This window comes from Caulobacter sp. SSI4214, assembly GCF_012184455.1.
Lineage (GTDB): Bacteria > Pseudomonadota > Alphaproteobacteria > Caulobacterales > Caulobacteraceae > Caulobacter > Caulobacter vibrioides_E.
In genome coordinates this window covers 18,494-33,129 of record NZ_SZWJ01000013.1, presented here as the reverse complement: position 1 = coordinate 33,129, position 14,636 = coordinate 18,494, and the positions used below count along the sequence as shown (strand labels likewise).

Below are 14,636 nucleotides of genomic sequence, written 5' to 3'. Positions count from 1 at the left end.
TATCGAGGCGTCTCGACAAGGGGCGCGGAGGAAACGCGGCCGAACGGCCGGTCCAGGAGTCGACCGTGCAGACTATCCATCAGGGCGCGCCGGAGCGGCCGAAGCCCTTTTATCGACACCTCTATTTCCAGGTGCTGCTCGCGATCCTGCTGGGAGGGCTGATCGGCCACTTCCAGCCGGATCTGGGGCAAGCGCTTAAGCCGTTGGGCGACGCCTTCATCAAGCTGGTGAAGATGGTCATCGCCCCCGTGATCTTCCTGACGGTCGTCACGGGCGTGGCTGGGATGCGCGACCTCGATAAGGTCGGCCGAGTGGCCCTCAAGGCCCTGGCCTATTTCCTGGTCTTTTCGACCTTGGCGCTGATCGTCGGCCTGATCGTGGCCAACGTCGTCCAGCCCGGCGCCGGCATGAACATCGACCCAGCCACGCTCAAGGCCGGCAAGGTCGCGCAGTACGCCGCCAAGGCCCACGATCAGACGGTCGTCGGCTTCCTGATGAACATCATTCCGGACACCTTCATGGGCGCCTTCGCCGAGGGCGAGATCCTGCAGGTGCTGCTGATCTCGCTGCTGTTTGGTCTGTCCCTGACCCTGGTCGGCGACCCGGCGAAGCCCGTCGTCGACTTCCTTGAGATCATCGCCCAGACCTTCTTCAAGTTCGTGCACATCGTCATGAAGGCCGCGCCGATCGGCGCTTTCGGGGCTTTCGCCTTCACCATCGGCAAGTATGGGGTCGGCGCCATCGCCAATCTGGCTCTGCTGGTCGGCGCCTTTTACCTGACCTCGCTGCTGTTCGTGATCGTCGTGCTGGGCGCGGTCGGCATCGCCAACGGCTTCTCCATCTTCGGTCTGATCCGCTACCTTAAGGCGGAACTGCTCCTGGTGCTGGGCACCAGCTCGTCGGAAGCGGCGCTGCCCAGCCTGATCGAGAAGCTGGAAAAGGCCGGCTGCCCGAAGTCCGTCGTCGGTCTGGTGGTGCCGCTGGGCTACTCGTTCAATCTGGATGGGACCAATATCTACATGACCCTGGCCGCGCTGTTCATCGCGCAGGCCACGGGCGTGCCGCTGTCGCTGGAGCAGCAGGCCCTGCTCCTGGGCGTGGCCATGCTGAGCAGCAAGGGCGCGGCGGGCGTCACCGGGGCCGGTTTCATCACCCTGGCGGCGACCCTGTCGGTGGTGCCGTCGGTTCCCGTGGCGGGGATGGCCCTGATCCTCGGCGTCGACCGTTTCATGTCGGAGTGCCGGGCCCTGACCAACTTCATGGGCAACGCCGTCGCGGCGATCGTGGTCTCCCGCTGGGAGCGCGGCCTGGACGCCGCCGCCCTCAAGGAAGCCCTCGATCCCGGCAAGGCGCCGCGGTCGCCCGGAGACTCCATTCCGGATGCGGCCAGTGTTTAGAGCGCGTTAGGTTTAAGTGTGAGCGGCTAAAGCGGACAGCCTCTAAGCGGATCGCCAGGCCGCGAGACCCCGCTCCAGGTCGGCCTGAAGGTCCTCGACCGCCTCCAGGCCGACATGCAGCCGGAGCAGGGGGCCTCCGAGGTCGACGGGAATGGCGCGATGCTTCAATTGCGGATCGCAATGGATGGCGAGGCTTTCGTAGCCGCCCCAGGAGAAACCCAGGCCGAACAGCTTGAGCGCGTCGAGGAAGGCGTACACCGCGCGTTGAGAGCTTGGCTTCAGCACAACGCCGAACAGGCCGCAGGCGCCGGTGAAGTCTCGCGACCATAGCGCATGGCCTGGGTCGTCAGGCAGGGCGGGGTGCAGCACCCGATCCACTTCTGGCCTATCCTGGAGCCAGCGCGCCACGGCGAGACCGTTCTGATGGTGACGCGGCAGTCGGGTCGACAGGGTGCGTAGGCCGCGCAGCATGGTGTAGGCGTCGTCGGCCGAAACCGACCAACCGAGATCCCACATGGCGTCGCCCAGTTGGCTGGCGACCGCCGGGTCCGTGGTCGCGACCGAGCCCATGAAGCAGTCCGAATGGCCGCCGACATATTTGGTCAGGGCCTGGACGCTGAGGGTCACGCCGTGCGCCAGCGGCTTGAAATAGAGGCCCGCCGCCCAGGTGTTGTCGATCAGGGTCAGCACGCCGCGCGCCTTGGCCGCCGCGGCGATGGCCGGCACGTCCTGCATCTCAAACGTCAGGGAGCCGGGCGTCTCCAGCAGGATCAGCCGCGTCCTCGGCGTGACGAGGTGCATCAGGCCCTCGGTCGTCAGAGCCGGGTCGTAATAGGTGGTCGAGACGCCGAAGCGGGCCAGAACCCGATCGCAGAAGCGGCGCGTCGGCTTGTAGGCGCTGTCGACTACGAGGATCTCGTCGCCGGCTTTCAGCACCGCCAGAAGAGCCCCAGTGATCGCCGCGAGGCCCGACGGATAGAGCGTCACGTCCGATGCGCCCTCCATCTCGGCCAGGGCGCGCTGCAGGGCGGCGGGCGACGCCAGCCCCGTGATGCCATAGGTGATCTGGTCGTCGTCATAGAGCGCGGCGGCGTTGGGCAGCAGCACGGTCGAGCCGCGCTGGATCGGCGGGTTGACCACGCGGGGCATGGACGTCGGCTCGGCGGCCGCGTGGATCAGGCGAGTCTCTTCATTCATGGCGGTCAGGCCGCCGGACCGGTCGCGACCGGCGTGTCCGAGAGGCCGCCCCATTCGGTCCACGAGCCATCGTAGACCGCCGAGCGCGGCTTGCCCAGGCGCGCCAGGGCCAGGGCCACGACCGAGGCGGTGATGCCCGAGCCGCAGGTCGAGACGATCGGCTTGTCGATATCGACGCCGGCCTTTTCGAACACGATCTTCAGCTGGTCGGCCGGCAGCATCGTGTTGTCCGAGGCCAGTATGGCCGATAGCGGGATGTTGCGGGCCCCGGGCATGTGGCCGCCGCGCAGGCCGGCTCGGGGTTCGGGATCCTTGCCCTCGAAACGGCCCGCGGCGCGCGCGTCGATGATCTGTTCGCGGCCGCTGGCGACGATGTCGCGCATCTGATCGACCGAGCGGTAAATGTCGGCCTGCCAGCGCGGGGTGAAATGGCGCTCCTGCGGCGCGGCTGGGCCATCCTCGACCGGGCGCCCCTCGGCGATCCATTTGGGCAGGCCGCCGTCCAGCACCACCACGTCCTCGTGGCCCATGGCGCGGAAGTGCCACCAGACGCGGGCGGCGGGCAGGATGCCCAAGCTGTCGTAGACCACGATGCGCGAGCCGTCGCCCAGGCCCAGCTTCCTGACCCGCGAGGCGAACTTGGCCGCCGTCGGGATCATGTGCGGCAGGTCGCTGGTCTCGTCGGCGATCTCGTCGATGTCGAAGAACACCGCGCCGGGAATGTGGGCGGCCAGGAATTCCTTGGCGGGATGGCGTTGGGCGGCCGGCATGTGCCACGAGGCGTCGACCACGCGCACGTCCGGCGCGTCGAGATGGTCGGCCAGCCAGGCGGTCGAGACCAGCGGATCAGACGGAGTGCTCATGGCGGCGCCTTTCGGAATCGGAGTCGCGCGAACCTTACATCCAAGGCGGGACGGGGAGACCCTTTTCCTTGAGGAATACGGGATTGAAGAGCTTGGACTGATAGCGCGAGCCGTGATCGCACAGCACGGTCACGATGGTGTGGCCAGGACCCAGTTCCCGGGCTAGGCGGACGGCGCCCGCGACATTGATGCCGGCCGAGCCGCCCAGGCACAGGCCCTCGTGCTGGACCAGGTCGAACAGAACCTCGAGCATGTCCTCGTCCGAGACGCGCAGCGGAACGTCGACGGTCAGGCCCTCGAGATTGGCCGTGACGCGCCCCTGGCCGATGCCCTCGCTGATCGAGCTCCCTTCGGACATCAGCTGGCCGTCCTTGTACCAGCTGTACAGCGCCGCGCCGTGCGGGTCGGCCAAGCCGATCGTCACGCCGGGCTTGCGCTCGCGCAGCGCCTGGGCGACGCCGGCCAGGGTGCCGCCCGAGCCGACCGCGCAGATGAAGGCGTCGACCTTGCCGCTTGTCTGCTCGAAGATTTCCGGGCCGGTGGTGCGGTAGTGAGCCTCGCGGTTGGCGACATTGTCGAACTGGTTCGCCCAGATCACGCCATTCGGCTCGGTTTCGGCGAGTTCTTCCGCCAAGCGTCCGGAATAGCGGACGTAATTGTCCGGATTGGAGTAAGGAACGGCGTCCACCTCGATCAGCTGGGCGCCAAGCAGGCGGATGGCGTCCTTCTTTTCCTGGCTCTGAGTGCGCGGAATGACGATGGTGGTCCTGTAGCCCAGGGCCGAGGCGACCATGGCCAGGCCTATGCCGGTATTGCCCGCCGTGCCCTCGACGATGCGCCCGCCGGGCTTCAGCAGGCCCTTGGCCTCGGCGTCGCGGATAATGCCGAGGGCCGCGCGGTCCTTGATCGACTGCCCCGGGTTCATGAACTCGGCCTTGCCCAGGATCTCGCAGCCCGTGGCCTCGCTGGCGCGCCGCAGGCGGATCAGCGGCGTGTTGCCGATGGCGTCCAGAACAGTCGGGAGGACGCGGGCGGTGACGGTCATGGCGGGCCTTCGAGCGGGGCGTCTGGAGGATTGGTAGATCGTGCGGCGCGGCGCCGAGGCAACCCAGATTTCCTGAAGGCGCGTCAACTCCGCGACAAATCCCGAGCCACCTCATGGGGATCGCGCGCTATCCACAATCCCCATTCTGGACGCTGAGCTCCTAGGCTCTGTATCAGCCCCGGCTCAGGCCCAGCTGGATCACGTTGGTTCGCTCGGTTCGGAACCCGGCCTCGCAGTAGCTGAGATAGAACCGCCAAAGGCGCCGGAAGCGCTCGTCGAATCCGTCCTTGCGGATCTCGCTCCAAGCGGCCTCGAAGCGCCGACCCCATTCGGCCAGGGTGTCGGCATAATTCTGGCCGAAGCGCTTGAGATCGCTCCATTCCAGACCCGCCCGCTCGGTCTCTTCCTTCAGGCGCGCCTCGCTGGGCAACATGCCGCCCGGGAAGATGTAGCGCTGAATAAAGTCCGTCCGTTCGCGGTAGTGGCTGAAGAGCTCGTCGCGGATGGTGATGATCTGCAAGCCGGCGCGGCCGCCGGGGTGCAGGACCTCACGGATCTTGCTGAAATAGGCGGGCCAATATTCCTCGCCCACGGCCTCGAACATCTCGATCGAGGCCACTGCGTCGAACCGGCCTTCGACGTCGCGATAGTCGACCAGGCGAATATCGGCTTTCTCGGCCAAGCCCTGGTCAAACAGGCGCTTTTTGGCGAATTCATACTGGGCCTGGGAGATGGTGATGCCGGTGACCTGGGCCCCCACCTCCTTGGCCGCGAACTCGGCGAAACCGCCCCAGCCGCAGCCGATCTCCAGCACGTGCTTGCCCGGCGCGAGGTCTATGGTCCGCGCCAGGGCCGCGTATTTCGCCTTCTGGGCCTCGGGCAGGGGCTGGTTCGGCCGTTCGTACAGCGCCGACGAATAGGTCATCGTCGGGTCCAGCCACCGCGAATAGAAGGCGTTGCCCAGGTCGTAGTGGGCGTGGATGTTCTTCTTGGACCCCGCGCGGCTGTTGCGATGAAAGAAATGGTAGAGCGCGTTGAAAATCCGCATGAACGGATTGCCGTCCACCAGCGCCGAGAGCTTGTCGAAGTTCAGCGAGAAGGCGCTCAGCACCGCGGAGAGGTCGGGAGTCTCCCACTCGCCGGCCACGAAGCCTTCCGCGAAGCCGATGTCGCCCGAAGAGAACGCGCGGCGAATGAAGTTGTAATCATGGATCTTGATGAGCGCTTCGGGCCCAGCTTGCCGGCCGGTGACGGTCAACGGCTTGCCCGTCGGCAGGATGAAGGTGACGGAGCCGAACTCCCAGTTCGTCGCCGCGACGCGAAGCGCGGCGCGGAAGGCGGCCGGGGCGGCCGTCAGGTCGGGGTCGTTCCAGAGCGCGGTGTCCAAGGTCGGTCTCGCATCCGGTTGCGCGTTTATTAACGCTGTTAACGACCGGTTCGTAAAGCCCGCCGGCTAGAGGCTGTGATAGGCCTCCAAGGCCCTGGCCCGGGCGTGGTCGTGCTCGACGATCGGTCTTGAATAGAGACGTTTCGCCGCGGCCGGCAGATGCAACGGCCGGGTCCATGGCTTGTGGATAACATCGTCTGGAACGCCGGCGAGTTCCGGAACCCAACGTCGGACATAGGTCCCAAGCGGATCGAACTTCTCGCCCTGCGCGATGGGGTTGAAGATCCGGAAGTAGGGCGAGGCGTCGGCGCCGCTGCCCGCCACCCACTGCCAGTTGCCGGCGTTGTTCGCCAAATCGGCGTCGACCAGCGTGTCCCAGAACCAGGCCTCGCCCTCGCGCCAGTCGATCAGCAGATGCTTGATCAGGAACGAGGCGACGATCATGCGCACACGGTTGTGCATGAACCCGGTGGTCCACAGTTCGCGCATCCCGGCGTCGACGATGGGGTAGCCGGTCTGGCCTCGGGTCCAGGCCTCGAAGGCGGCGTCGTCACGAGCCCAGGGAAAGCCGTCGAACTCCGGCTTGAAATTCCGGGCGGGCAGGTCGGGCCAGTGAAACAGGATGGCGTGGTTGAATTCCCGCCAGCCCAACTCGGACAGGAACTTGTCGATCTCTCCGCGGGGGGCTTGGGCCTCGCGCGCGGCCAGCCAGACCTGCCTTGGTCCGATCTCGCCAAAATGCAGGTGCGGGGAAAGGCGGGATGTCGCCTCGACGTCGGGGAAGTCGCGCTTCTCGCCATAGCCGCTGACGGGGCCCGACAGGAAGTCGTCCAGGCGCGCCAAGGCGCCCGCTTCGCCGGGCGTCCAGAGGTCGAAACCCTTTGACCAGTCGGGCTTGGTCGGGTGCAGCCGCCAGTCCGCCAGGCTTTCGCTGGAAGGAAGATGCCCGAGCGATTTCAGGGACTTTGGCGCGTCTTCGACGACGACGTCGGTCAGGTGTTCGCGTGCCGCCCGCCAATAGGGCGTGAAGACCTTGTAGGGCTGTCCCGCGCCGTTCTTGATCTCCCAAGGCTCGGTCAGCAAGCTCGCGTTGAAGCTTTGGCAGTCGATCCCAGCCGCCCTTAGACGGGTCTTGATCGCCATGTCGCGATCCGTCGACGCCTTGTCATAGAGGCGGTTCCACAACACCCCGGTCGCGCCGGTCTGTCGCAGCACCTCGTCCAAAATCTCGGCGGCGACACCCCTGCGGAGCACGAGTTTATTGCCAAGCTTCTCAAGGCTTTCGTCCAGCGACTTGAGAGACTTGTTCAGCCACCAGAGCGACGCCGCGCCCATCGGGCGGACGCCGGGCGTCTCGTCGAGAATGTAGAGGCAGATCACCGGCCGGCCGCTGTCGGCGGCATGGCGCAGGGCGGGATTGTCGGCTATGCGCAGGTCGTTGCGGAACCAGACGAGGATGGCCCCATGGTCGTCACGATCGTTCGGCACTTGCACCACCCAGCCCGAGGGAGCACCTCTTGGGCGCCTGAAATCCTAATACGCTGGAATACTCGCCTTGGATCAGCCGCAAGCCGTCGCCCCGAACGCCGTCGTCGAGATCAAGACCCCCAACGGCGCAGCCGTTCGCGTCGGGAACGGCGAGTCGCTGTCGATCATCGCCGGCCCCTGCCAGATGGAAAGCCGCCAGCACGCGCTGGAGACGGCGCACGCGCTGAAAGAAATGGCCGAGCGCCTGGGCGTCGGGCTGATCTACAAGACCTCCTACGACAAGGCCAATCGCACCTCGGGCGCGGCCCAGCGCGGCATCGGCCTGAAGGACAGTTTGCCGATCTTCCAGGAGATCCGCGAGACGACGGGCCTGCCGACCCTGACCGACGTGCATGAGACCAGCCATTGCCCGATCGTGGCCGACGCGGTCGACGTCATCCAGATTCCGGCCTTCCTCTGCCGCCAGACCGACCTGCTGGTCGCCGCCGCGCGGACCGGTCGGGCGATCAACATCAAGAAGGGCCAGTTCCTCGCCCCGTGGGACATGAAGAACGTCGTCGCCAAGGTGACGGGCGCCGGTAATCCCAATGTCATGGCCTGCGAGCGCGGGGTCTCGTTCGGCTACAACACCCTGGTCAGCGACATGCGGTCGTTGCCGATCATGCGCCAGATCGGCTGTCCGGTGGTCTTCGACGCCACCCACAGCGTCCAGCAGCCCGGCGGCCAGGGCGCCTCATCGGGCGGGCAGCGGGAGTTCGTTCCGACCCTGGCCCGGGCGGCCGTGGCCGTCGGCGTCGCCTGCGTGTTCATCGAGACCCATCCGGATCCGGACCACGCCCCGTCCGACGGTCCCAACATGGTGCCGATGAGCCAATTCGAGGCCCTGGTGTCCAACCTGATGAAATACGACGCCCTGACCAAGGCCGCCTTCCGCGAAGGGGCGAACTAGGGGCATGACCCGACGCATCGTTCTCGTCACCGGCGGCGCGGGCTTCATCGGCTCGAACGTCGTGGCCCGCCTCTGCGAGGACCCGGCTCTGGACGTGGTGGTCTGCGACCGTCTGCGCGACGCCGCCAGCGGCAAGTGGCGAAACATCGCCAAGCATCCCATCGCCGATTTCGTCGCGCCCGAACAGCTCAACGACTGGCTGGCTAGGCGCGGCGTCGAGGTCGAGCTGGTCGTCCACATGGGCGCTGTTTCCTCGACCACCGAGCAGGACGCCGACAAGATCGTGCAGTCCAACTTCGTGCTGTCCCGCGACCTGTGGGACTGGTGCGCCCGGCACGGCAAGCGGTTGATTTACGCCTCGTCGGCCGCGACCTATGGCGACGGAACCCAGGGTTTCGAGGGCAAGGACGACCTGGAGAGCTTGCGGGCCTTGCGACCGCTGAACGCCTATGGCTGGTCCAAGGCGCTGTTCGACATCTATGCGGCGCGCGAGGCCCATCGCGGCCACGCGCCCGCGCAATGGGCCGGGCTAAAGTTCTTCAACGTCTATGGTCCCAACGAGGGGCACAAGGGCGGCATGAAGTCGGTCGTGGCCCAGATCTGGCCGCGCATCGCCGCGGGCGAGGGCGTCAAGCTCTTCAAGTCGCATCATCCGGACTACGAGGACGGCGGCCAACTGCGCGACTTCGTCTATGTCCGCGACGTGGTCGACGTCATCGCCTGGCTGGCGAACAGCTCGGCGGTCAACGGGGTGTTCAATCTGGGCTCTGGCCACGCGCGTTCGTTCCGCGATCTGGCCGCGGCCACCTTCCAGGCCGCCGGACGCGCGCCGGACATCAGCTATATCGACATGCCCGAAGCGCTGCGCGGAAAGTACCAATACTACACCCAGGCCGACATGAGCCGTCTGCGGGCCGCCGGCTATAACGCGCCCATGACGTCGCTCGAGGACGGTGTCGCCGACTATGTCGCCGGCTACTTGAACACCGACGATCCCTTCCGCTGACGTCAGGGCACGGTTGCCGAGGGCGTTCGCTGGCGTAGGCTGACCGAAGATCGGGGCGCGAACCTCGACGTCAGGGAGTATGTCATGGCCGGCATCGCCGCCTGGGGCGCGTATGCGCCGCGTCTGCGTCTGAGCCGCAAGGCGGTGACCGAGGCCAATGCCTGGGTCGCGCCGAACCTGAAGGCCAAGGGCAAGGGCGAGCGGTCCATGGCCAACTGGGACGAGGACGCCCTGACCATGGCGGTGGAGGCGGCGCGCGACGCGCTCGGCCCGGACGATGACCGTAGCCATATCGAAAGCCTCTTTTTCGCCTCGACCACGGCGCCGTTCGTCGACCGCCTGAACGCGGGCGTGATTTCGGCGGCCCTGACCCTGGAGAAATCGATCGCGGCAAGTGACGTCACCGGCTCGCAGCGCTGCGGGCTCACGGCCCTGGGCCAGGCCCTGGCGGCGGGCGGCCGGTCGCTGGTCACGATCGGCGAGCACCGCAAGGCCCGCGCGGCCTCGACCCAGGAACTGGACTTCGGCGACGGCGCGGCGGCCTTCGTGATTTCCGATGAGCCCGGCGCGGCCGAATTGCTGGGGCGCGGCAGCGTCACCGACGATTTCGTCGACCACTTCCGAGGCGACGACGGCGGGTTCGACTACTATTGGGAGGAGCGTTGGATCCGAGACGAGGGGATCGTCAAGCTGGTCCCGCCCGCGATCCATAAGGCGCTTGAGGTCGCCGGCCTAAGTCCCGGTCAAGTCGACCATTTCTGCTTCCCATCGACCTTCTCCGGCATGGCCGCGACCGTGGCCAAGGCGATCGGGATCCGGCCCGAGGCGGTCCGCGATAATCTCTCCGCCGTCATGGGGGAGGCCGGCTGCGCGCATGGTCCGATCATGTTGGCCCATGCGCTTGAAGACGCTAAGGAAAACGAGGTTGTACTCGTCGCGCAATTCGGCCAGGGCGCCGAGGCGTTGGTGTTTCGCGCCACCGGCCAGGGCCGACGTCCCGCGCGCGGCGTGACCGGGTCCCTGGCGGATCGAGAACCCGAAACTAACTATCTGAAATTCCTGACCTTCAATGGCCTGATTGAATGGGACAAGGGCATGAGGGCCGAGAAGGACAACAAGACGGCCCTGACCACGCTTTATCGCAACGAGGACATGATCCTGGGGCTGGTCGGCGGTCGTTGCCGCGAGACCGGCGTCGTCCAGTTTCCGCGCACTCGGATTTCGGTGGCGCCGAACAGTCCCGCCGTCGACACCCAGGAGCCATATCGCTTCGCCGAGCGCCGCGCGAACGTTCTGAGCTACTCCGCTGATTATCTGACCTTTTCCATGGCCCCGCCGAACCACTACGGCATGATCGTTTTCGAGGGCGGCGGGCGGATCATGATGGACATCACCGACGTCTCGCCAGGCGATGTCGAGACCGGCCTGCCGGTGCGGATGGTGTTCCGCGTCAAGGAGGTCGACGAGAAGCGCGGCTTCGTCCGCTATTTCTGGAAAGCCGCGCCGGACCGCGCGGCGATCGCCGCTCGAAACGCCCAAGCCGCCGAATAGGAAGATCGTCATGCCCAGAGGTATTCGCGACAAGGTGGCCATCCTCGGGATGGGCTGTTCCAAGTTCGGCGAGCGTTGGGACGCGGGTCCCGATGACCTGATGGTCGAGGCCTATCTGGAGGCCATGCAGGACGCCGGGGTCGAGCCCACCCAGCTGGACGCGGCCTGGTTCTCGACGCACATCGACGAGATCGGTTCGGGCAAGGGCGGCACGCCCCTGTCGATCGCCCTGCGGCTACCCAATATCGCCGTCACCCGGGTCGAGAACTTCTGCGCCTCGGGCTCGGAGGCTTTTCGCGGCGCGGTCTATGCCGTGGCGGCCGGGGCGGCCGACATCGCCCTGGCGGTCGGGGTCGAGAAGCTGAAGGACACCGGCTATGGCGGTTTGCCGGTCGCCAATCCGGGCACGCTGAACCCGCAGATCATGCCGAACGGCTCGGCGCCCGGCAATTTCGCCCAACTGGCCAGCGCCTATCGCGCCAAGCACGGGGTGTCGAAGAAGGCCCACCTGCGCAAGCCCATCACCGCCGAGCAGGCCCTGAACGCGCCGCTGATCGCCGAGCCGTTGGGCCTCTTCGACTGTTGCGGCGTCTCGGACGGCGCCGCGGCCGCTATCGTCACCACCCCCGAGATCGCTCGGAGCCTTGGCAAACGTGACCTCGTGACGGTCAAGGCGCTGCAGCTGTCGGTCTCGAACGGCTATGAGAGCCAGTACAACGGTTGGGACGGCAGCCACTTCCACACCGCCCGCATCGCCGCCGGCAAGGCCTACAAGGAGGCGGGCATCGAGCGTCCGCGCGAGCAGATCTCGATGATGGAGGTGCATGACTGCTTCTCGATCACCGAGCTCGTGACGATGGAGGACCTGTTCATCTCGCCGGAAGGTCAGGGCTGGCGTGACGTGCTGGACGGGTTCTACGACGCCGATGGCGGGGTGCCGTGCCAGATCGACGGCGGCCTCAAGTGCTTCGGCCATCCGATCGGCGCCTCGGGCTTGCGAATGCTGTACGAGATGTACCTGCAGCTCCAAGGGCGCGCCGGGGAGCGGCAACTGGCCAATCCCGTCTTCGGCATGACCCATAATCTAGGCGGCGCGCCGGCCAGCAATGTCTGCTCGGTGGCGATCATCGGCCAGGAAGGCGCTTAGGAAAGGGCTTAAAGCCCGTTGGACCTTGGTGTACCCAGGGGGCATGGGCAGTCGGATCAAAGGCTTCAAGCGCTGGATTTTCGCCGGGGCGCTTCTGGTGCTGACGGTGGTGCTGTCGGCGGCGTTCATCTGGCGCTACGACATCCTGAGCAACGCTCTGGACCCCAAGGTTCCGTTCCTGACCTACCAGCCGCCGCCGGCGCCGGACTATGATCAGGCCAGCGCTTGGGCTTTGCGGCCCAAGGATCCCGCCGGGGCCGCGCCCGCCGATCGTCCCGTCGATATCTTCTTCGTGCACCCGACCACCTTCGACGGCGGTCGCGACTGGAACGGGGCCATCGACCAGCCCAAGGCCGCGCGGTTCCTCTCGCGGGTGGTGCTGCCCAACTACGCTGGTCCCTTCGACCGCATCGGCCGGATCTTCGCTCCGCGCTATCGCCAGGCCAGCCTCTACACCTATCTGACGCTGCGCGACGACGCCCGCGACGCCCGCCGCTTCGCGTATGGCGACGTCAGGCAGGCCTTCGAGACCTATCTGGCGCGCTATAACCAGGGCCGGCCGTTCATTCTGGTTGGGGTGGAGCAGGGCGGGCTTCTGGCCGACCGCCTAGCGCGTGAAGTGATCGCCGCCCGGCCCGAGCTCAAGAAGCTGATGGTTGTCGCCTATCTGATCGAGACCGTGGTGCCGGCCGACGAACACACGCCTAACGCGCCGCTTCCCGCTTGCGAGCGGAGGGGGGAGACCGGCTGCTTAGCCGCTTGGGCCTCGGCAGAGGAAGGCAATTTTCAGGACGTGCACGAGCTGATCTCCCGCTCGTTGGTTTGGGAGGGGGACGACCAGCTCGACAATCTGGATGGGCGAACGCCCCTGTGCTTCAATCCGCTGCTGGGCGGCGTATCGCTGGAACGCGCGCCGGCCCGCATGAATCTGGGCGCGGCCAACGCCACGGGGCTGGAGTGGGGCGCTCGGCCGGCCTTCCTGCAGCGTCAAGTCTCGGCGGTCTGCGAAAACGGGCTGCTGCGCACCAGTCGACCCAAGTCCAACGCCCTGCGCGACAGCGGTTCGTGGGCCGATCGTCGGAAGGTCGACGCGTTCAATCTGTTCTACGCCGACATCGAGGCCGACGCGCGGGCTCGGGTGGCGACCGCGACGGGCCGTCCGCTAGCTATTCTCGAGCAAAGCCCGTAGGCCGCCATAGGTCGGCTGATCGATGGCGATCTGAGCGATCGCCGTGGCGCGTAGGTGGGCCAGCAAGGCCGGGTCGAGCGGCGCGATCCTTCCGGTCCTGAGCGCCTGACAAAGATTGGCGTTCAGCGTGGCGAAATCGCCCGTCTCCGCCAGCAGGCCTTCGAGCCGCGCCCGCGCCTCGGTCTCGATCCGCTCGCCGTCGCGGGCCTCGCGCTCCAGAATGGCGCGGGCGTTGTCGGCGACGCGGGCCAGGAAGGCATGGCGAGCGTCGCCGGGCGCGGCGGTCTCCTCGTCGAAGGCGGCCACGGCCGTCGTCAGCTCGGCGGCGGTCGGATGGCGGATCACGCGGCGGCCTCCATCAGCGCGACAAGATCGATCTCGGTTTCGCTGGCCCGTCGGCCAATCATGGCCCGCTCGACCGAACGGTCCGCGCCGGTGGCGAAGCTCTGGTACATCATCAGGCACATGACGCCCCATTTCAGGGAGCCCAGGGCCTGCCAGAACCGGACGCGCTCAAGCGGAATATTGTCCCCGTAGCCCGCCAGCAGGTCGGCATAGTCGCCAAAGCCGCCGACCGGCTTTCGCCACTCGCCAAAGCGCCAGGAATTGACGCAGATCCAGCCCAGGTCCTCGGCGGGATCGCCCAGGTGCGCGAGTTCCCAGTCCAGCACGCCGACCAGCCCGTCCTTGGGGTGGATCATCAGATTGCCGTTTCGGAAATCGCCGTGCACCAGCACCGGACGTTCGGGCGGCGACGGCGCCGCGGCCTCCAGCCAGCGGAACGCGGCCTCCATGATCGGCCGCTCGGCGTCCAACTCGCGATAGATGGCCTCGTAACGCGCCAGTTCGCCACGCGCATCCGAGGTCGCCAGCTCTGGCAACCCCTCGGTGGGAACGGCATGGATCCGCGCCAGCACCTCGCCGCAGCGTCGAGCCAGGCCGGGACGAACGGCCGCGAAGGCCTCGTCGCGAACGATGCGGCGTCCCAGGGTCTCGCCCTCCAGGCGGCGCATGACATAGGCCTCGCCCAGATCGTCTTCCGGCGCGCAGACATGGACGACGCTGGGCGCCGGCGCGCCGACGGCGCTGGCCGCCCGGATCAGAGACGCCTCGTGGTCGAGCGGCAGGGCCGTCTCTCGCAGGGCAGAGCTCGAGGTCCGGCGACGCAGGATCAGCGGCGCGCCGTCGTCGAGGTCGAAAGCCCAGGTTTCCAGGCTGGCGCCGCCCGACAGACGGCGGGCGTTGATCGTGCGGGTCGCGGTCGGCGACAGGCGCGGCGCAAGGCGGTCGAGGGCGGCGACGACGGTCATGCGCGAAGCTTCCCGCCTTGCCCCAGCGTTAGGCAAGCGACTTGCGACTTTACGCGGACCGCGACGCCCCTTAGGCCTTCGGGCTCAACCTCGACGACAGGATTTCT

Annotated in this window: 12 protein-coding genes and 1 pseudogene; 6 read left to right on the top strand and 7 right to left on the bottom strand. The window is 66.9% G+C overall.

Features of this window, described 5'->3' with window-relative positions; translation table 11 throughout:
- Positions 1-65 precede the first annotated feature (65 nt).
- A complete protein-coding gene (locus FCU40_RS05965; RefSeq protein ID WP_168073633.1) occupies positions 66-1,397 on the top strand; it encodes a dicarboxylate/amino acid:cation symporter in 1,332 nt (443 codons plus the stop codon).
- A gap of 42 nt (positions 1,398-1,439) precedes the next feature.
- On the opposite strand, the gene metC is transcribed toward FCU40_RS05965, so the two are convergent.
- The 5 genes from metC to FCU40_RS05940 all read right to left on the bottom strand — a co-directional run bounded on the left by metC (position 1,440) and on the right by FCU40_RS05940 (position 7,386).
- Positions 1,440-2,594, bottom strand: coding sequence for a cystathionine beta-lyase (metC, locus tag FCU40_RS05960; RefSeq protein ID WP_168073631.1), 1,155 nt, complete (start codon positions 2,592-2,594; stop codon positions 1,440-1,442).
- Positions 2,595-2,599: 5 nt separating this feature from the next.
- Positions 2,600-3,457, bottom strand: a complete 858-nt coding sequence (sseA, locus tag FCU40_RS05955) for a 3-mercaptopyruvate sulfurtransferase (RefSeq protein ID WP_168073629.1) — start codon at positions 3,455-3,457, stop codon at positions 2,600-2,602.
- 34 nt (positions 3,458-3,491) lie between these two features.
- Entirely contained in the window at positions 3,492-4,502 is a 1,011-nt protein-coding gene (locus tag FCU40_RS05950; protein ID WP_168073619.1) for a cysteine synthase A, read from the bottom strand.
- A gap of 172 nt (positions 4,503-4,674) precedes the next feature.
- The gene (locus FCU40_RS05945) at positions 4,675-5,919 is read right to left on the bottom strand and encodes a cyclopropane-fatty-acyl-phospholipid synthase family protein (protein WP_081612847.1); all 1,245 of its coding nucleotides are present in this window, start codon (positions 5,917-5,919) and stop codon (positions 4,675-4,677) included.
- 36 nt (positions 5,920-5,955) lie between these two features.
- Positions 5,956-7,386, bottom strand: coding sequence for a deoxyribodipyrimidine photo-lyase (locus tag FCU40_RS05940; protein WP_168073617.1), 1,431 nt, complete (start codon positions 7,384-7,386; stop codon positions 5,956-5,958).
- Between the two features lie 58 nt (positions 7,387-7,444).
- On the opposite strand from FCU40_RS05940, the gene kdsA reads away from it, so the two are divergent.
- The 5 genes from kdsA to FCU40_RS05915 all read left to right on the top strand — a co-directional run bounded on the left by kdsA (position 7,445) and on the right by FCU40_RS05915 (position 13,219).
- Complete coding sequence (gene kdsA / locus FCU40_RS05935; protein WP_168073615.1) at positions 7,445-8,326, top strand: 3-deoxy-8-phosphooctulonate synthase; 882 nt, start codon at positions 7,445-7,447, stop codon at positions 8,324-8,326.
- A 4-nt stretch (positions 8,327-8,330) separates the two neighbouring features.
- Positions 8,331-9,332, top strand: coding sequence for an ADP-glyceromanno-heptose 6-epimerase (gene rfaD / locus FCU40_RS05930; RefSeq protein WP_168073613.1), 1,002 nt, complete (start codon positions 8,331-8,333; stop codon positions 9,330-9,332).
- Positions 9,333-9,416: 84 nt separating this feature from the next.
- Positions 9,417-10,883: a hydroxymethylglutaryl-CoA synthase family protein gene (locus tag FCU40_RS05925; RefSeq protein ID WP_168073611.1), complete on the top strand. Its 1,467-nt coding sequence runs from the start codon at positions 9,417-9,419 to the stop codon at positions 10,881-10,883.
- A 10-nt stretch (positions 10,884-10,893) separates the two neighbouring features.
- Positions 10,894-12,030: an acetyl-CoA acetyltransferase gene (locus FCU40_RS05920; protein ID WP_168073609.1), complete on the top strand. Its 1,137-nt coding sequence runs from the start codon at positions 10,894-10,896 to the stop codon at positions 12,028-12,030.
- Positions 12,031-12,073: 43 nt separating this feature from the next.
- Positions 12,074-13,219 (top strand): DUF3089 domain-containing protein, encoded by a 1,146-nt coding sequence (locus tag FCU40_RS05915; protein WP_168073607.1) that lies wholly within the window; start codon positions 12,074-12,076, stop codon positions 13,217-13,219.
- Here FCU40_RS05915 and FCU40_RS05910 read toward each other — a convergent pair.
- Positions 13,193-13,564, bottom strand: coding sequence for a DUF6285 domain-containing protein (locus FCU40_RS05910; RefSeq protein ID WP_004615448.1), 372 nt, complete (start codon positions 13,562-13,564; stop codon positions 13,193-13,195). The two genes, FCU40_RS05915 and FCU40_RS05910, sit on opposite strands and share 27 nt — an antisense overlap.
- Positions 13,561-14,555: pseudogene (locus FCU40_RS05905) on the bottom strand (phosphotransferase family protein). The gene FCU40_RS05910 and the pseudogene FCU40_RS05905 overlap by 4 nt, the downstream one beginning before the upstream one ends.
- Positions 14,556-14,636: the final 81 nt, after the last annotated feature.